14 protein-coding genes are annotated in these 17,420 nt (G+C 65.0%); 2 read left to right on the top strand and 12 right to left on the bottom strand.

Going from position 1 to position 17,420, the window contains the following annotated elements; genetic code table 11:
- The first annotated feature begins 46 nt into the window (after positions 1–46).
- A complete protein-coding gene (locus ASF61_RS20020; RefSeq protein WP_229205942.1) occupies positions 47–5,236 on the top strand; it encodes a response regulator in 5,190 nt (1,729 codons plus the stop codon).
- Positions 5,237–5,548: 312 nt separating this feature from the next.
- Here the strand turns inward: ASF61_RS20020 and ASF61_RS20015 are convergent, their stop codons facing one another.
- From ASF61_RS20015 to cyoA, 7 genes are read right to left on the bottom strand one after another with little or no spacing between them, the layout of a single operon-like run.
- Positions 5,549–6,130, bottom strand: a complete 582-nt coding sequence (locus ASF61_RS20015) for a response regulator transcription factor (RefSeq protein ID WP_056160094.1) — start codon at positions 6,128–6,130, stop codon at positions 5,549–5,551.
- The gene (locus tag ASF61_RS20010; RefSeq protein ID WP_056160091.1) at positions 6,120–7,481 is read right to left on the bottom strand and encodes an ATP-binding protein; all 1,362 of its coding nucleotides are present in this window, start codon (positions 7,479–7,481) and stop codon (positions 6,120–6,122) included. Before ASF61_RS20010 ends, ASF61_RS20015 begins: the two co-directional genes overlap by 11 nt.
- Entirely contained in the window at positions 7,468–8,313 is an 846-nt protein-coding gene (locus ASF61_RS20005) for an SURF1 family protein (protein WP_056160088.1), read from the bottom strand. The genes ASF61_RS20010 and ASF61_RS20005 overlap by 14 nt, the downstream gene beginning before the upstream one ends.
- Positions 8,310–8,729, bottom strand: a complete 420-nt coding sequence (gene cyoD, locus ASF61_RS20000; RefSeq protein ID WP_056160085.1) for a cytochrome o ubiquinol oxidase subunit IV — start codon at positions 8,727–8,729, stop codon at positions 8,310–8,312. Before cyoD ends, ASF61_RS20005 begins: the two co-directional genes overlap by 4 nt.
- Positions 8,726–9,355, bottom strand: coding sequence for a cytochrome o ubiquinol oxidase subunit III (cyoC, locus tag ASF61_RS19995; protein ID WP_056160082.1), 630 nt, complete (start codon positions 9,353–9,355; stop codon positions 8,726–8,728). Before cyoC ends, cyoD begins: the two co-directional genes overlap by 4 nt.
- The gene (gene cyoB / locus ASF61_RS19990) at positions 9,348–11,363 is read right to left on the bottom strand and encodes a cytochrome o ubiquinol oxidase subunit I (protein WP_373994568.1); all 2,016 of its coding nucleotides are present in this window, start codon (positions 11,361–11,363) and stop codon (positions 9,348–9,350) included. Before cyoB ends, cyoC begins: the two co-directional genes overlap by 8 nt.
- On the bottom strand, positions 11,360–12,367 hold the full coding sequence (gene cyoA, locus ASF61_RS19985; protein ID WP_082491853.1) for a ubiquinol oxidase subunit II: 1,008 nt from the start codon (positions 12,365–12,367) through the stop codon (positions 11,360–11,362). The genes cyoB and cyoA overlap by 4 nt, the downstream gene beginning before the upstream one ends.
- A 130-nt stretch (positions 12,368–12,497) precedes the next feature.
- Here cyoA and ASF61_RS19980 point away from each other — a divergent pair, with 130 nt between their 5' ends.
- Positions 12,498–13,847: an MFS transporter gene (locus tag ASF61_RS19980; protein ID WP_056160079.1), complete on the top strand. Its 1,350-nt coding sequence runs from the start codon at positions 12,498–12,500 to the stop codon at positions 13,845–13,847.
- Positions 13,848–14,000: 153 nt separating this feature from the next.
- Here ASF61_RS19980 and ASF61_RS19975 read toward each other — a convergent pair whose 3' ends face one another.
- The 5 genes from ASF61_RS19975 to ASF61_RS19955 all read right to left on the bottom strand — a co-directional run bounded on the left by ASF61_RS19975 (position 14,001) and on the right by ASF61_RS19955 (position 17,306).
- A complete protein-coding gene (locus ASF61_RS19975) occupies positions 14,001–14,480 on the bottom strand; it encodes a hypothetical protein (RefSeq protein ID WP_056160076.1) in 480 nt (159 codons plus the stop codon).
- Between the two features lie 31 nt (positions 14,481–14,511).
- On the bottom strand, positions 14,512–14,934 hold the full coding sequence (locus ASF61_RS19970) for a hypothetical protein (RefSeq protein ID WP_082491840.1): 423 nt from the start codon (positions 14,932–14,934) through the stop codon (positions 14,512–14,514).
- A 27-nt stretch (positions 14,935–14,961) separates the two neighbouring features.
- Positions 14,962–15,405 carry a hypothetical protein gene (locus ASF61_RS19965; RefSeq protein ID WP_056160069.1) on the bottom strand — a complete coding sequence of 148 codons (444 nt, stop codon included), beginning with the start codon at positions 15,403–15,405 and terminating at the stop codon, positions 14,962–14,964.
- A gap of 45 nt (positions 15,406–15,450) precedes the next feature.
- The gene (locus ASF61_RS19960) at positions 15,451–15,873 is read right to left on the bottom strand and encodes a hypothetical protein (protein ID WP_056160067.1); all 423 of its coding nucleotides are present in this window, start codon (positions 15,871–15,873) and stop codon (positions 15,451–15,453) included.
- Between the two features lie 209 nt (positions 15,874–16,082).
- Positions 16,083–17,306, bottom strand: a complete 1,224-nt coding sequence (locus ASF61_RS19955) for a cyanophycinase (protein ID WP_229205941.1) — start codon at positions 17,304–17,306, stop codon at positions 16,083–16,085.
- Positions 17,307–17,420: the final 114 nt, after the last annotated feature.

Genomic DNA, 17,420 nt, shown 5'->3' with positions numbered 1-17,420 from the left:
GTATGCTATTAGCAATAGATTTTCCTGACGAGGAGTGTCTGCTCTGTTGATTTTCCAGCCCGGATCACTGCCGACCGGCCCCACCGCCACGCCACGGCGGTGGGCGCGCGCGCTTGTCCGCGCCGCCATGCTGCTGGCGGCGCTGCTGGCCTGGTACGCGGGGCCGGCACATGCCAATCCGGAGCGCTGGGACAACCTGGCCACGCCGCTGTTCGAGCACCTGGGGCTGGAGCAGGGTCTGCCGGGCGCGGTGGCCACGGCGCTGGCCCAGGATGGCGACGGTTATATCTGGGTCGGCACCCGCAACGGCCTGGCGCGCTGGAACGGTTACCGCTTCATGCATTTTTCCCACGCGCCCGGCGATGCCGGTTCGCTCCCGGCCGACGCCATCGCTGCGCTGCACACCGACCAGCAGGGTCGCCTGTGGATCGGGACAGGCGCCGGCCTGGCCATGTTCGACCGGCGCACCGATACCTTCGTGCGTGCCGGCGCGGGACTCGAGCGCGACGCCGTCAACACGATCGCCGGCGACGGTCGCGGCAACCTGTGGATCGGCACCCGCACTGCACTGAAGTTCTACGACACTGCCACGAACACGGTGCGCAGCTACACGCGCGAGAACACGGCCGGCCTGCCGGACAGCGACATCCGCGCCCTGCTGACCGACAGCGCCGGCACGCTGTGGATCGGCACCGCGCGCGGCCTGGCGCGCCTGGCGCCGGGGGGCGCCATCGTCCAGGTGCCGGTGGCGCTCGCCGGCCTCGGGGTGTGGCAGGACGCCGTGCTGGCGCTGGGCGAAAACCGCCGGGGCGTCATTGCGTTCGGCACCGCCCGCAGCGGCCTCGGCGTGGTGGACCGGCAAGGTGCTGCCGCCACCCTGGTCCAGCCGGCCGGCGTCTCCGGCCTGGACGCGTATCCGGTGTCCGCCTTGCTGGAGATCGCGCCGGGGCGCTGGTGGGCCACCACCTATGGCAACGGCATCGTCGAGTACCGCACCGACCAGCGCGCCAGTATCCGCATCGTGCATCAGCCAGCGGTCCAGGCCAGCCTCGGTCACGACCGCACGACAGCCATGCTGCGCGACCGCAGCGGCATGATCTGGGTGGCCACCGAACGCGGGGTGGACACCTACGATCCACAGACGGAAGCGATCGATTCGCTGTTCGGCGCCGTGGGCCAGCTCGAAGCCGGCGTGACCGCGCTGCTGACCGACATCCACAACGATGTCTGGATCGCGCTGGCCGATCGCGGCCTGGACCTGGTGGACCCGGACGGCCGTCGGCGCGCCCTGCTGCGTCCCGATCCGCAGCAGCCCGATACCGCGCTGCCCAACCGCCTGATCCTGGCACTGGCCGAGGCCACGCCTGGCGAAGCCTGGATCGGCACCGAGCGCGGACTGTATCTGACCAGCGGCCATGGCAGCAAGGTGCGCCGCGTCGCCCTCGAGCATGGCGATCCCTACCCCGTGATCCAGACCATCGTGCCGCAGGAAGGCAGGCTGTGGCTGGCCACGCAGGCCGGCCTGCTGCGCTACGACAGCGCTACCGGCATCGTGCGGCGCCTGGTGCAGGGCGCGCCGGAAAACGGTGGTCTGACCGACAGCCGGATCGGCGACATGGTGGCCGATGCGCACGGGGCGCTGTGGGTGGGCACCCGCAACGGCTTGAACCGCATCGATCCCGACACCGGCGCCGTCGAGCATATCGTCGCTGCCCCGCACCTGGCCGGGGCCCTGTCGGAACCGGCCGTCAGCGCGCTGGTGTTCGACGGCCGCGGGCGCCTGTGGGTCGGCATGGAAAGCGGCGGCATCTGCGTCATGACCGGGCGCGATGCCGGCGGCAAGCCGGTGTTCACGCCGGTACTGGCCAATGCCGGCGCGCCGGGCCAGGCCACCGGGGCCGTGATGAGTCTGCAGGCGGATACGGCAGGCCGGGTCTGGGCCGCCACCGGCGACAGCATCGTGGTCATCGATGCCACCACATTCAAGGTGCGTGTGCTCACGCGCGCCGACGGGCTGGCCTTCCGCACCTTTTATCCCAACGCCAGCACCGTCACCATCGACCGCGACCTGATCTTCGGTTCGGCCAACGGCATGGCGGTGATCTATCCGGAAGCGCTGGCCGAGAGGAATTATCGTCCGCCGGTGGTGATGAGCGCCGTGCGCATCGACCAGCAGCAGCTGACCGCCGCCGAACTCAATGCCGGCGGTGCGCCCGCCATCCGCCTGCGCGCCGACAGCCAGGGCTTCGATGTCGAACTGGCCGCCCTCGATTACTCGGCGCCCCAGCGCAACCGCTACGCCTACCTGCTCGAAGGTTTCGACCACGCCTGGATCGAGGGCGATGCGAGCCGGCGCATCGCCAGCTATACGCACCTGCCGGCGGGCGACTATGTGCTGCGCATGCGCGGCAGCAACCGCGACGGCGCCTGGAGCAGCGAGGAACTGACGATGCAGGTCACCGCGCTGCCGCCATGGCACCAGACCTGGTGGGCATGGCTCGCCTACGGCGCAATCAGCTGCCTGCTGGCCTGGCTGCTGCTGCGCTGGCGCGTCCAGCAGTTGCGCCTCAAGGGCGAGACGCTGCAGGCGCTCGTGTACTCGCGCACCCGGCACCTGGAACGGCTCAATACCATCGTCCGTTCGATCAACGAGCAGCTCGACTTCGACGCCCTGCTGCAGACCATCCTGCAGGAGTCGACCGCCATCGAGGGCGTCGACTCGGCCCTGGCGCTGGTGCGCGAAGAAGGCAGCGACCTGCTGGCCCTGCGCGCGGCCTGGGGCAGGATCGATGTCGCTGACGACAGTTACCGGATCGAACTGCGCCAGGCCGAGGCGCGCTACGCCCCGGCCGCCGCCGAGATCGCGCCCGACATCTTCGAGATCCGGCAACGGCAGGCGCTGCCCGACGAAGCCCAGGCGCTGCTGACGGTGCGCATCGTGATCGACGGCCAGGTGGAGGGCTACCTGGTGCTGGAGAGCTTCCAGTACCGGGCGGCGTTCGAGGCCGGCGACATCGAGCTGCTCAAGGGTCTCAAGGAGCCGATCGTCTCCGCCTATCAGAAGGCGCGGGCGATGCGCGCCATCGAGCGGGCGCGCGTAAAAGCCGAAGCGGCCACCCGCGCCAAAAGCGAATTCCTGGCCAATATCAGCCACGAAATCCGCACGCCGATGAATGCCATCCTCGGCTTCGCCGGCCTGGGCACGCAGCTCGACCTCGGCCCGCAGCCGCTCGACTACTTCCGCAAGATCGGGCGCGCGGGCCAGAGCCTGCTCGACATCATCAACGACGTGCTCGATTTTTCCAAGATCGAATCGGGCAAGCTGGAACTCGAAGCACTGCCGTTCGACCTGCTCGATACGCTCAACCAGCTGGCCGACCTGTTTGCCTGGCGCGCAGCCGAACGGGGGCTCGAACTGGTGATCTGGACCACGCCCGATGTGCCATCGAGCCTGCTCGGCGATCCGCTGCGCCTGAGCCAGGTGCTGGTCAACCTGGTCGGCAATGCGCTGAAGTTCACGGCCAGCGGGCAGATCGAAGTGCGGGTCGAGCGCGCCCGGGCGGCAGCCGATGCGGCTACCGCGCCGGGCATGGTGGCGCTGCGCTTTGCGGTCGAAGACAGCGGCCTGGGCATCAGTCCCGAGCAGCAGTCGCGCCTGTTCCAGGCGTTTGCCCAGGCCGACGCCAGCACCACCCGCCTGTACGGCGGCACCGGCCTGGGCCTGGCAATCTCGCAGCAGCTGGTGCGCAAGATGGGCGGCGTGATCGAGGTGGACAGCGAGCCGAACATGGGCAGCAGCTTCAGCTTCACGGTGCAGATGCAGCTGGCGCCGGTGCAGATCGCGCACCTGGCGCCGGTGCCGGCGGGCGCTCAGGGCAAGCGCATCCTGATCGCGGATGACAACCTGTCGGTGCGCCACATGCTCAAGACCAGGCTGGCGGCCATGGGCTTCAAGGTGGCGGCAGTGACCTCCGGCGCTGCCGCCGTGGCAGCGATGCAGCTCGACGCCTGTGACGTGCTGCTGATCGACGCCGAGATGCCGGACATCGACGGCATCGAAACGCTGCAGCGCATCGCGGACGACGACGAGCTGGCAGGCGTGCCGGCCGTGCTGATGATCAGCGCCTACGCGCGCGAACACCGTTTCAAACAGGCCGACATCCTGCGCACCACCGCCTTTATCGACAAGCCGGTCAACCCGCACCTGCTGCGCAGCGCGGTGCTGTCGGCGCTGGGTCTGGTCGTTGCGCCATCGGCCGCCAAGCTGGCGCCGCCGCCGTCGTTCGCCATCCAGCGCATCCGGGGCGCCCACGTGCTGGTGGTCGACGACAACAACATCAACCTGCAGGTGGCCAGCGAAATCCTGCAACGGGCGGGCGTGCGGTCGGACCTGGCGAGCAGCGGCGACGAAGCCGCGCGCATGGTCAACGAGCGCAAATACGACGCAGTGCTGATGGACATCCAGATGCCGGACATGGACGGCTACCAGGCCACTGCCCTGATCCGCGCCGACGAGCGGCACGCTGCGCTGCCCATCATCGCGATGACCGCCCACGCGGTGGCCGGTTACCGCGAACGCTGCCTGAACATGGACATGAACGATTACGTGACCAAGCCGATCAACCCGGACACGCTCTACACGGTGCTGGCGGCCTGGGTGGCGCCGGACCAGACCACACCGGTCATCCGCGAGCGCGCCGGGCTGCCCGCCCGCCAGCAGGAGAGCGTGCTGGCCGATCTGTCGGCGCTGGCTGACACGGACACCGGCGCGGACAGCGCACACCGTGCCGACAGCGCGGACAGGTCCCTGGCCGCACAGTTTGCCGTCGCGCCGGCAACCATGGCATCCGCAGCCAAGCCGGCCACGTCAGCCGAGCCCGCCCAGGCCGGCAGCGCACTGCCGGCAGCGCCGGACATCCCCGGCATCGACACCGCTGCCGCGCTGGCGCGCCTGGGCGGCAACCTGCCCCTGCTCAAACGCCTGCTGACCATGTTCGCCAGCGACTTCGGGCAATCGCCACAGCTGATCGCACAGGCGATCGAGGAAGAGCGCTGGCTGGCGGCAGCCGACATGGTGCACAAGGTCAAAGGCGCCGCCGCCAACCTGTCCGCCACCGAACTGCAGGAAGCCGCCACCGCGCTCGAAGACCGCCTGCGCACCGAACACCAGGACCCGCAAGCGCTGCTCGCCGCCTTCAACCACAGCCTCGGCACCCTGCTGCGGGCGCTTGCCTGAACCGCTGCAGTGCGGGTCGGATCGTGATGCCGTTAAGTTACCGTCTTCCTATACGTCGTACCCGCGAAGGCGGGTACCCAAGTTCTGCGAGAGGCGTCGACATGTCAGCCGAATTGGGTCCCCGCCTGCGCAGGGACGACGTTTTCAGGCTGACAACGTCCACATTTTTCGCTTAACTTGGGGGGCGAGTGTCAGGTCCGACGTTCGGCCACGCGCTCGTCGCTCGGATGACCAACCGCGTGAACAAGTTCGACAATGTCCGAATACCTGAGCTGCCCTGCCGGATCTGCCCCGGGGCTGGCGGGCACCCGTTTATTTGACGCGCTGCTTTTCGAGCTTGCGGGCCAGCGTGCGCCGGTGCATGCCGAGGCGGCGGGCGGCTTCCGAGATGTTGAAGTCGGTTTCGGCCAGCACCGCGTGGATGTGTTCCCATTCCAGCGTCTTGACCGACGTGGCGCGGCTGGTCAGTTCCAGTTCGGCGGCGCCGGCCACGTGTTCGAACGCGGCTTCGATGTCGTCGGTGTTGGACGGCTTGGCCAGGTACTGGCAGGCGCCGAGCTTGATCGCTTCGACTGCCGTATTGATGCTGGCAAACCCGGTCAGCACCACGATCAGCATGTCGGGATCGTGCTGGTGCAGCATCTGCACGCAGGCCAGGCCCGATGAATTGCCCTTCAGTTTCAGGTCCACCACCGCGTAGCCGGGCGAATGGTCGATCAGCGCCGCGCTGGCTTCGTCGACGTTTTCAGCGAACAGCACGCGGTAGCCGCGCCGTTCGAACGAGCGGCCCAGCGTGCGGGCGAAGGCGGCGTCGTCTTCGACCAGCAGCAGCGTGCGTTCATTGCGGATGCCTTCATCCAGCAGTCGTTCATCGAGGTCTTGCTCAGTAGTCATGTGCTGGTTCCGATTGGATGGCGATGGCCGACAAGGGCAGATGCACCTGCACCACGGCCCCGCCCTGTGCGCGGTTGCTGGCGGCAACCGTGCCGCCCAGCGTGCGCGCGACGTTCACCACCAGGAACAGCCCGAGGCCGCCGCCGGGCCGCCCTTTGCTCGAATTATACGGCTTTCCGAACTGCGCCAGGATCGCCTCCGCGAACCCGGCGCCGGCATCGGTCACGGTCAGCACCAGCGCGTTCGCCTCGATCGCCGCTTCCAGCCGCAGCCAGCGCGGCGACGCTTCCAGCGCATTGTCGAGCAGGTTGCTGATCATCTGCTTGACCGTCGAATCGGCCACCACCGGCAGATCGGCTTCGACCCGGTTGTCGAACTCGAACAGCTGCACCGGCCGGCCCACGCGCCATTCGGCCACCAGTGCGTCGAGGAAAACATCGAGCGTGGTCGCTTCCGACGATTCGCCGCGCGCCTCGCCGGCCGACAACAGGATGCCGCTGACGATGGTCTTGCAGCGCTGGAGCTGGGTCTGCATTTCGGCGATCTCCTCCAGCAGCTCCGGGTTGCCCTTGAACTCGGGCATATGCTTCCAGTCGCCGAGGATCACGGCCAGCGTGGCCAGCGGCGTACCCAGCTCATGCGCTGCGCCCGAAGCCAGCAGCCCCATGCGCACGATATGTTCCTCCTCGGCCGCGCGCTGGCGCAGGTCGGCCAGCTTGCTGGCCGTGGTGCGCATATTGCGCATGATGCGGTTGACGAACACCACCAGCAGCGCGGCATCGATGATAAAGCACAGCAGCATGCCCTGGACATACAGGCTCATGATGCCGCGTTCCTGGTCCAGCGGCAGGCGCAGCGGTTCCGAGAACAGCGCGAGTCCGGCAATGCACAGGCCGGTCACGCCGGCGATGGTCCAGGTGGACCAGGCTTCCAGCAGCACCGCGCCGAGGATCACGTGCAGCAGGTACAGGAACACGAAGGGATTGGTGGCGCCGCCCGACAGATACAGCTGCGCGGTCAGGCTGGCCACGTCGACGGTCAGGGCCAGCAGCAGCTCGCTGTTGGAGACGACCTGGTTTTCCTGCCAGCGCAGGATGCTGGCGATGTTGAAGGCGATCAGGCAGGCCAGCACATTGAGCATGGCCGGCATCGGCAGCTGCACGTCGAGCAGCATCGAGGCCACCGCGATGGTGGCCATCTGCCCGATCACGGCGATCCAGCGCAGCTGGATCAGCTGCTGCATGTTCTTGTGGCCGGCCGCGTGGGTGATCGAATCGGCTGCCGCCAGCGGTTCGAGCACGGGCGCCGGCCGCTTGCCGTGGTCGAACGGGTGCTTGTTAGCCTGCGCCATGCGTGCTTTCCGCCCTGCCCCGGCCCTTGCCGTTCCTGGCGTCACGCACCATCCACACCGCGGCCGCCACCACCATCAGGGCCAGCCCGTACCAGGTCAGCGCATACACGAGGTGGTTGTTGACGAACGAGACCACGGTCAGTCCGCCGACCGGTTGCGCCGTGGCGCCGGCCACCGGCAGATCGGCCGCTGCCGCCGATGCTGCATCGGCGTCGATAAAGTATGGCGCCACGGCCGGCAGGCCGCGCTCGGCGGCTATCGCCCTGGTGTCGCGCGTGTACCAGTAGTTGCGCGCCGGCTCGTTCTTGCGCAGTGCGCTGGCGATCTCGCTCACGCGCAGCAGTCCCGACACCGTCACCACGGCCGGGGCCGGCGATGACGTGGCCAGTGCGCCGCAGGCATCGGCGCGGGCCTTCGCCGGCGCCGGCTGTGCCCGCCAGCCGCCGGTGCCGGCCGGCACGAAGCCACGGTTGATCAGCACGATGCCGCCGTCGGCCGTGCACAGCGGCGTCAATACCCAGTAACCGATGCCGCGATCGAGCGAGGCCAGCGTCAGCGTGTCGGCCCCGGGCAGGTACATGCCGGCGATGCGCACGTGGCGGTAATCGTCGCTCTCGGCGCTGACCTGCGGCCACTGCGCCACGCCCGGCGCATCGGTGGCCGGCGCGTGCACGCGCTGGTCGACCCGTTCGATCAGGGCCAGCTTCCATTGCAGACGGTAGACCTGCCAGGTTCCCAAAGCAAAAAACCCTGCAAACATCAACCCGGCCAGAATGGCCAGGCTGATGCGCAGGGTGCGGGAACGCTGGCGCTGTTCAGCGCCCGCCGTCATTTCATCTCATGCATGTTGTGCACGTCGTTGCCCATCGAAGGCATCATGTTGACGTTCATGTGGTACATGACCCAGATCGAACCGGACAACACGATCACCAGCAGGATCATGGTAAACAGCGTCGACAGCAAGGTCCAGCCTTCTTCGCTCTTGCCGTTCATGTGCAGGAAATAGACCATGTGGACCACGACCTGGACGGCGGCAAAGCCGAGGATCACGACCGCAGTGGTGCTCGACTTGTCGAACACCTTGGCCATCACCAGCCAGAATGGAATCGCGGTCAGGATCACGGACAGCACGAAGCCGATCGCGTAGTCCTTCAGCGTGCCGTGGTTGCCATCGTCCTGCTCGTGATGGCCTTCGTGGCCGTGGTGCTCGTGGTCGCCGTGACCGTGGTGTTTAGTAGGCGCGCTCAAGGCAGGACTCCCATCAGATAAACAAAGGTAAACACACCGATCCAGATCACGTCCAGGAAGTGCCAGAACATCGACAGGCACATCAGGCGGCGACGGTTTTCAACGGTCAGGCCGTGTTTCTTCAGCTGGAAGATCAGCGTGATCAGCCAGATCGTGCCGAAGGTCACGTGCAGACCGTGGGTACCGACCAGTGCAAAGAACGAGCTCAGGAACGCGCTGCGCTGCGGACCGGCACCGATGTGAATCAGGTGCATGAACTCTTCGATTTCCAGGAACAGGAAGGCGCAGCCGAACAGACCGGTGACGACCAGCCAGCCGATCACGCCGTTCATCTTGCGACGCTGGGCGGCGATCATGGCGAAGCCATAGGTGATCGACGACAGCAGCAGGAACGTGGTGTTCAGCGCGATCGTGCCGAGTTCGAACACTTCGGCGCCGGTCGGACCGCCTGCATAGTTGCGGCCCAGCACAGCATAAGCGGCGAACAGGCCCGCGAACAGCAGGCAGTCGCTCATCAGGTAAATCCAGAAGCCCAGCAGCGTGCTGTTCTCCGGGTGGTAGTCGCGCGACCAGTAATGCGCGCTCGGTTCGGCGCTCGCGGCGCCGTTAGCGGTAATTTCAGACATGGCGCTCCAGCAGACGAGTGTAGGCTTCTTCGGTACGAACCACTTCCACCGCAGGGATGTAGTAGTCGCGCTTGTAGTTAAAGGTGTGGACGATGATCGCAACCATCATGGCCACGAAACTCACGCCGGCCAGCAGCCACATGTGCCATACCACTGCGAAACCGATCACGAAGGTGATGGCGGCAATGATGAAGCCCATGCCCGTGTTCTTCGGCATGTGGATGTCCACGAAACCGCTCTTCGGACGCTGGTAGTTATGTTCCTTCATGTCGGCCCAGCTGTCGCTGTCGTGCACGACCGGGGTGAACGCGAAGTTGTAGTCCGGCGGTGGCGACGAGGTCGCCCACTCCAGCGTACGGCCGCCCCATGGGTCGCCGGTCACGTCGCGCAGCTTGTCGCGGTTCATGAAGCTGACGAACAGCTGGATCAGGAACGCGCCGATGCCGGCTGCGATGATCAGCGCGCCGATGGCAGCGATGATGAACCATTTTTGCAGCGAAGGATCGTCGAAGTGGTTCATGCGGCGGGTGACGCCCATGAAGCCCATCACGTACAGCGGCGTGAACGCGACCCAGAAACCGACCAGCCAGCACCAGAACGATACCTTGCCCCAGAAGTCGTTGAGCTTGTAGCCGAACGCTTTCGGGAACCAGAAGTTGATCGCAGCAAAAATACCGAATACCACGCCGCCGATGATCACGTTGTGGAAGTGGGCGATCAGGAACAGCGAGTTGTGCAGCACGAAGTCCGCCGGTGGCACGGCCAGCATCACGCCGGTCATGCCGCCGATGACGAAGGTCAGCATGAAGCCGACGGCCCAAAGCATCGGTACTTCGAAGCGGATCCGGCCCTTGTACATGGTAAACAGCCAGTTGAAGATCTTGGCGCCGGTCGGGATCGAGATGATCATCGTGGTGATGCCGAAGAACGAGTTGACGCTGGCGCCCGAACCCATGGTGAAGAAGTGGTGCAGCCATACCAGGTACGACAGGATGGTGATCACGACGGTGGCATACACCATCGAGGTGTAACCGAACAGACGCTTGCCCGAGAAGGTCGAGACGATTTCCGAGAACACGCCAAAGATCGGCAGGATCAGGATGTACACCTCCGGGTGGCCCCAGATCCAGATCAGGTTCACGTACAACATCGGGTTACCACCGAGTTCGTTGGTGAAGAAGTTGGTGCCGATGGTGCGGTCCAGCGACAGCATCACCAGGGTCACGGTCAGGATCGGGAACGATGCCACGATCAGCGCGTTGGTGCACAGCGAAGTCCAGGTAAACACCGGCATCTTCATCAGGTCCATGCCTGGCGCGCGCATCTTGACGATGGTGGCGATCAGGTTGACACCGGATAGCGTGGTCCCTACCCCGGCCACCTGCAATGACCAGATATAGTAATCGACCCCGACATCAGGACTGGCCAGGATGCCCGACAGCGGCGGGAAAGCCAGCCAGCCGGTCTTGGCGAATTCGCCGATGAACAGCGAGGCCATGGTCAGCATGGCGCCGAAGGTGGTCATCCAGAACGAGAAGTTGTTCAGGAACGGGAACGCGACGTCGCGCGCACCGATCTGCAGCGGCACGACGTAGTTCATCAGGCCCGTGACCAGCGGCATGGCGACGAAGAAAATCATGATCGTGCCGTGCGCGGTAAACACCTGGTCGTAGTGGTGCGGCGGCAGGAAGCCGGGATTGTCGCCAAAGGCCATGGCCTGTTGCGCACGCATCATGAGCGCGTCGGCAAAGCCGCGCAGCAGCATGATGATACCGAGCACCATGTACATGATGCCGATGCGTTTGTGGTCGATGCTGGTCACCCAGTTGCGCCAGAACCCGCCCCACAGTTTGAACTTGAACATGAGCGCCAGGAACAGGATGCCCCCCAGCGCCACGCCCGCGAAGGTGCCGATCAGGATGGGTTCGTGGAGCGGGATCGACGCCCACGACAGCTTACCCATGATCAACGAAGTTGATGTATTCAGATTGGTATCAGACATGGTCATTCTTTACGGATAGTTGGTGCGGCAACCGCAGCAGTAGCGACGTCGGTCGTGCAAACTTCTTTTTCCAGCTGCTTGACGGCGACGGCGGCCTTGACGCGCTTGGCATCGCTGTGCATCTGCTCGTTCATGCAGACGGTACCGTCCACCACGCAACGGTTGACGATGCGGTCGAACAGGCCCTGCTCGACAGTAGCGAAGTGCATGATCGGGTGGCTGATGGTCGGCTTGTCCAGCGCGATGAATTCAGCGCGGTTGAGCTCGCCACCACCGGCAGCCTTGGTCTTGGCAACCCAGGCATCGAACTCGCCCTGCGACACGCCATGGTACTTGAAGCGCATCTGCGAGAAGCCGGCGCCGCTGTAGTTGGCCGAGAAGCCGTCGTACACGCCCGCCTTGTTCATCACCGCGTTCAGTTCGGTCTGCATGGAAGGCATGGTGTAGATCATGCCGGCCATTGCCGGGATGTAGAACGCATTCATCACGGTCGAGGACGTCAGCTTGAAGCGGACCGGCACGTCGATCGGCGTGTACAGCTCGTTCACCGTGGCGATGCCCTGTTCCGGATAGATGAACATCCATTTCCAGTCCAGCGCCACGACCTGCACTTCCAGCGGCTTGACATTGGCCGCCACCGGACGCTGATGGTCGATGCGCGAGAGCGGACGATACGGATCGAGCAGGTGGGTGTAGATCCAGGTCAGTGCGCCCAGCACGATCACGATCAGGAGCGGTGCGCCCCAGATCAGCAGTTCGAGCTTGGTAGAGTGATCCCAGTTCGGTTCGTATTTGGCGGAAGTATTTGCCTTCCTATAGCGCCAAGCGAACAGACAGATCAAAAACATAACAGGTACGATGATCAACAACATCAGCAAGGTTGAAATGACAACCAGATCAGCTTGCTGTGCAGCGATATCTCCGGACGGATTCAACACCACCGTGTTGCAGCCAGCTAGCCACAACAACGGTGCGAGGAACAGTCCACGGCGGACGATAGGAGGAATCATGCGGTAATTTTCGTTACTAATGATGGATAACATGCTACTGTACCAATCACGGGTGCTTCATGCTATTGGACACTTTGTCCTACCAGCCATGGACGCGCGTGATAACTATTAACTCACACGAGACGAGACCATGGCCAACACGACTACACTCAATGGCGTCCAACCCGGCGTCACCGAACACGCCCAAACCAGCCAGGGTGCCCGTAACATCAATGCCCGTGATGCACATATTTCTCCGGGCGAAATAGCAATCGGCGTGGTGATCGGCCGCGCATCCGAATATTTCGACTTCTTTGTCTATGCCCTCGCATCGGCTCTGGTGTTTCCTTCGGTATTCTTCCCAAACTACAGCCGGCTTGACGGAACACTATACGCCTTCGCCATTTTCTCGCTAGCGTTTATCGCGCGTCCGATCGGCACTGTGGCATTTATGGCCGTACAGCATCACTTCAAACGTGAAACCAAGCTCACGCTGGCCCTGATGGTGATGGGTGTTTCTACTGCCGGCATTGCTTTCCTGCCAAGCTTCGAATCGCTGGGCACCACTGCGGTCGTGCTGCTGGCCCTGTTCCGCATGGGCCAGGGGATTGCCCAGGGTGGTTCCTGGGACGGTCTGCCATCGCTACTGGCCCTGAATGCACCCGAGCACAAGCGCGGCTGGTACGCCATGCTGGGCCAGCTGGGCGCCCCGCTCGGCTTTGCCATTGCGGCCGGCCTGTTTGCCTACCTGATGTCGTCGCTGACGTCGGCCGACTTCCTCGACTGGGGCTGGCGCTATCCGTTCTACGTCGCGTTCGCCATTAACGTGGTGGCGCTGTTCGCCCGCCTGCGCCTGGTGACCACCACCGAGTATTCGACCCTGCTCGACGACCGCCAGCTGGAACCGGTCAGCGCCGTCGAACTGGTCAGTGCCCAAGGCCGCAACATCGTCATCGGCGCGCTGGCCGCGCTGGCGTCGTACGCGCTGTTCCACCTGGTGACCGTGTTCCCGCTGTCGTGGATCGCCCTGAACGAATCGCGCTCGCTGCCGGGCGTGCTCGGTGTGCAGTTGCTGGGCGTGGTGCTGATGACCATCGGCATCATCATTTCCGGCGTGGTCGCCGACCGTCACGGCCGCCGCCGCACGCTGGGCACGCTGGCCATCATGATCGCCGTGTTCAGTGTGGCCGTACCGTTCCTGCTCGACGCCGGCGATGCTGGTCAGAACATCTTCATCCTGGTCGGCTTCTTCCTGCTGGGCTTGTCCTACGGCCAGGCATCGGGGGCGGTTACCGCCAACTTCGAGCAGCGATTCCGCTACACGGGCGCCGCGCTGACCTCGGACCTGGCCTGGCTGGTCGGCGCAGCCTTCGCACCGCTGGTGGCGCTGGGCGTGTCGTTCCACTTCGGTCTGGCCTACGCCGGCCTGTACCTGCTGTCCGGTGCGGTCGCCTCGCTGGCGGCGCTGAGCCTGAACCGCCGGCTCGATATCCGCCGCTAAGGCTGCAACAGGCGGCGCCCTGGCGTCGTCTGTTCGCCCCTGACGGGACCGATGCTGTTTGGGCTCGGCTTCCCTCCCCATGAAAAAAGGCGCGCTCCACTGGATGCGCGCCTTTTTTTATGCCGGCCGAATCTCACCGGCACGGCCTGCCACTCATGCAGGCAGCTGCAACTGCGTGCCGAGCACGCTGAAGATCAACTCGCCGGGTTCGCCCGCGCGCCACACCAGGCCGCCTGTGATGTTGTCGTTGGAAATGCCATTAAATTGCAGGAACAGGTTGCGCGCCGGGTCGGTGCTGCTGGTAAAGAAGGTGGCCGGTGGTCCGAGGAAGGTGAACAGCGCCAGGCCGGTCAGCGGCACCGGACCGGCACCGGTCACGAACGGTATCGTCACCGCCCCGTCGATGCGGTAGGCGAACAGTTCGATCTCGATCGGCTGCTGTTGCTGCTGTTGCTGTTGCTGTTGCTGCAGTTGCGCCAGCAGCGCGCCGGCATCGCCACGCCCTGCTGCGGCAGCGTCGATGGCCGGGCCGGGAGTAGCCGGCTGCGTGGTGTCGATGGTGAAGCGCAAGCTGCCGAACAGGGTCAGGCCCTGGGCGGTTTTGAGCAGCAGGCTGTAGATGAGCTCATTCATGACGGTCTCCTTGGATAGCGGGATGCGGGAGTCAGATCGGCAGCCGCAGCTGCGTCCCGAGCAGGCTGAACACCAGCTCGGCCGGATCGGCAGGGCGCCACTGCACGCCGCCGGCGATCTGGTTGCCGCTGATCTGGTTGAACTGCACGAATGCCGGCCGTGCGTTGTCGGTGCTGCCGAGAATGGTGGTGATCGGTCCGGCAGCCGTGGCGATCAGGAAGCCTTGCAGCGGCACCCGGCCGAAACCGGTCAGCAGCGGGATGGCAATCGAACCATCGAGCGGCAGCAGCACGGCCGTGACCACGCCCAGCTGCTGGTGGGCTGCCAGCAGCGACGGCACGCCGCCATCGGGCACCGCCGTCAGCGGGTCGGTGAAGCGAAAGCGCAAGGTGCCGAACAGGGTCAGCCCCTGCTCGCCGGTCAGCAACAAATTGTAGATAAAGTCGTTCATCATGGTCTCCTTGGTATCAGGTCATACCGATCACGCCGCGGCAGGCAACATCTGGCGCCGGCCCAGCAAGCCGAAACTGGTATTGGTCGGCCCCCACAGCAGACCGCCGCCGATCTGCTGGTTGTTGATCTGGTTGAAGCAGAGCAGCACGCTGCTGTCGGCGCTGAACAGCCGGGTCACTATCGGCGGCCCCATCTGGATAAAGAACGCCACGTCCTCGACCGGCACGGCGCGCGAGCCGGTCAGTGCCGGTATCGTGATGGAGCCCTGGGCGCGCAGTACCAGCGCGAAAATATTGTCCAGCTGCTGCTGGGTTCGCTGTCCGGCATGGCTCTGGCGCAAGGCGGGCGTGCTGAAGACACTGGCGTCGCGCACCTGGTCGACTTCGATGCCGGTCAGGCGGTAGCGCAGCACGCCGAACAGCACCAGGCCGCCACGCGATTTGAGCAGCAGGTTGTAGATCAACTCATCCATGATCGTTCCTTTCAAAAAGTTGAGGGCAAGGCCCGCAGCGACGCGTCACAATGCGCGCGGCAATTGCCGCGCCAGCGTGCTGAACACCAGTTCGCCGAAGTGGCCGGTGCTCCAGATCAGGAAGCCGCCCAGGTCGGGACTACCGAACGGGAATAGCTGGATGGCGGCGGACGGGCGCGCGTTGCCGCTGTCGAGGGCAAACGAAAACAGGCCGATCGGCGTGGCAAAAGCAATGCCGCGCAACGGCACCTCGCGAAACGGCAGCAACAGCGGTACCGAGATCGCACCTTCGACCGGGATCGGCGTGAGCTCCTGGGTGGCGGGCACGAGCGCCTCGCCCAGCAGCGGCGGCAGGCGGACACTGCCGCCATCGGTGAGCGGCTGGACCAGGCGCAGGCGCAACGTGCCATATACGCTCCAGCCCTGCTCGTTCGTGAGAAACAGGTTGTAGATATCGTCTTGCATCATGACCTCCGGGGTGGGTAAGCAGAACGCAGACTCGCGATGAGCCTGTGTTCAGCGTAGCCAGCCGGACGCTAGCGATGCTGATGTATTCGACATACGCACCCAGATCGTGCGTACTTCGCGGGCAATGCGTGAGGAAGAAGGCGAGAGGAATTTATGACGTGCAAAATTGCAGCGCAGGCGCGCCCACACGCGCCCACGAGCGCCGCAGTTTACTGGTACCAGGGACGGGTGATTTTCAGCGGCCGCACGTCGAGCCGCATATTGAGGACCGTGTACGCTTCGGTAGCGGCCGAGGCATAGCCGGTGGTGGTGGCGTCGCGCGTGAGCTTGAATTCGAAGCCGAGTTCCTGGTGCGGCTCGCCGGGGCCGGCGGTGGCGATGCCGATCGCTTCTTTCTGCGAACTGTCCACCAGCTTGGACATCATGATCAGGATGGTGTTGTGCCCCAGCACGTCGGCCGAGAACACGGGATCGGAATAGTACGGCTTGGCCGGGTCGACCTTGCCCTCGACTTTATCCTCGGACGGCGTGTACTGGCGCAGCTTGAGGTCGTACTTGTCACCGCGATCGAGGTAGCTGAGGCGGGCATTCTGCAGGTTGAAGTTCTTGATGTCGCTGTTGACCGTGGCCCGCGTGAGGTCCACCAGCAGCGCGCCCTGGTAGCCGAGCACTTCGACCTCGCGCTGGGCATTGATCACCACTGCCGAATTCTCGTCGATGCCGATGCCGAGCTTGTAACCTTTCTTGAGCATGGCCGGCAGCATGCGGGCGAAGCGCCCGCGCGCCAGCAGGTGCTGGTCGATGAAGATGTCGTCGCCGACGAAACCGAGGCCCGTCGCCAGCTCACGGCCATTGACGCCTTCGCTCAGGGTGCCGAACACGGTTTTCGCTTCGTAATACATGGTCGTGCTCATGATGGCCGCGCCGGCGCTGGTGCCGAAGATCACGCCGCCGCGCCGGTACACGTCCCAGATCGCTTCGAGCACCTTGGAGCGGCTGCCGTCGGGGCGCACCAGCGCCTGCGTGATCAGGGCCTGGTCGCCGCCCGAAAAATACACGCCGCCCGCCGCGCGGATCGATTGGGCAATCGTATCGTCTTCGGCGTCGCGGCGATAGTCGCGGTCCTTCATGCGCACGGCCAGCGGCACCACGAAGGCCTGGGCGCCCTGCCTGTTCAAAGTATCTGCGGCATAGGCGCCGGCGCGCGCCGGATTGCCGGACGCGCTGGGCAGCACGGCAATCCGGGCGCCCGGGCCGCCGGCCAGTTGCACCACGCGCTGCCAGATCACGGTGTTGTCGCTGCGCACGGCGCCGCCGGCAATCACCAGCGCCCCCTTGGGCGTGACCTCGGGCGCGGCCGTTGCCGGCGTTACCGCCCACATCATCGACATCGACATCGCCATCACCATTGCCGCCCGAACTATCCTCACCATGCCCGCATCCCCAGTATTTCACACCGACACCGCGCGACGCGGTGCGCGCGCCCCCGTGGCGTGCAGGCATAAGACTACCATAGGAGCAACAATTTATTTGCCCGGTTCCGCGCC

Source organism: Duganella sp. Leaf126 (assembly GCF_001423125.1).
Classification (GTDB): Bacteria; Pseudomonadota; Gammaproteobacteria; order Burkholderiales; family Burkholderiaceae_D; genus Rugamonas.
This window is presented reverse-complemented; position numbering and strand designations above follow the sequence as displayed.

Bases quoted from the DNA above. Each gene is read 5' to 3' on its own strand.
- ASF61_RS20015 (WP_056160094.1), bottom strand. From the start codon at position 6,130: ATGACTACTGAGCAAGACCTCGATGAACGACTGCTGGATGAAGGCATC.
- ASF61_RS20010 (WP_056160091.1), bottom strand. From the start codon at position 7,481: ATGGCGCAGGCTAACAAGCACCCGTTCGACCACGGCAAGCGGCCGGCG.
- ASF61_RS20005 (WP_056160088.1), bottom strand. From the start codon at position 8,313: ATGACGGCGGGCGCTGAACAGCGCCAGCGTTCCCGCACCCTGCGCATC.
- cyoC (WP_056160082.1), bottom strand. From the start codon at position 9,355: ATGTCTGAAATTACCGCTAACGGCGCCGCGAGCGCCGAACCGAGCGCG.
- cyoB (WP_373994568.1), bottom strand. From the start codon at position 11,363: ATGACCATGTCTGATACCAATCTGAATACATCAACTTCGTTGATCATG.
- cyoA (WP_082491853.1), bottom strand. From the start codon at position 12,367: ATGATTCCTCCTATCGTCCGCCGTGGACTGTTCCTCGCACCGTTGTTG.
- ASF61_RS19980 (WP_056160079.1), top strand. From the start codon at position 12,498: ATGGCCAACACGACTACACTCAATGGCGTCCAACCCGGCGTCACCGAA.
- ASF61_RS19975 (WP_056160076.1), bottom strand. From the start codon at position 14,480: ATGAATGAGCTCATCTACAGCCTGCTGCTCAAAACCGCCCAGGGCCTG.
- ASF61_RS19970 (WP_082491840.1), bottom strand. From the start codon at position 14,934: ATGATGAACGACTTTATCTACAATTTGTTGCTGACCGGCGAGCAGGGG.
- ASF61_RS19965 (WP_056160069.1), bottom strand. From the start codon at position 15,405: ATGGATGAGTTGATCTACAACCTGCTGCTCAAATCGCGTGGCGGCCTG.
- ASF61_RS19960 (WP_056160067.1), bottom strand. From the start codon at position 15,873: ATGATGCAAGACGATATCTACAACCTGTTTCTCACGAACGAGCAGGGC.
- ASF61_RS19955 (WP_229205941.1), bottom strand. From the start codon at position 17,306: ATGGTGAGGATAGTTCGGGCGGCAATGGTGATGGCGATGTCGATGTCG.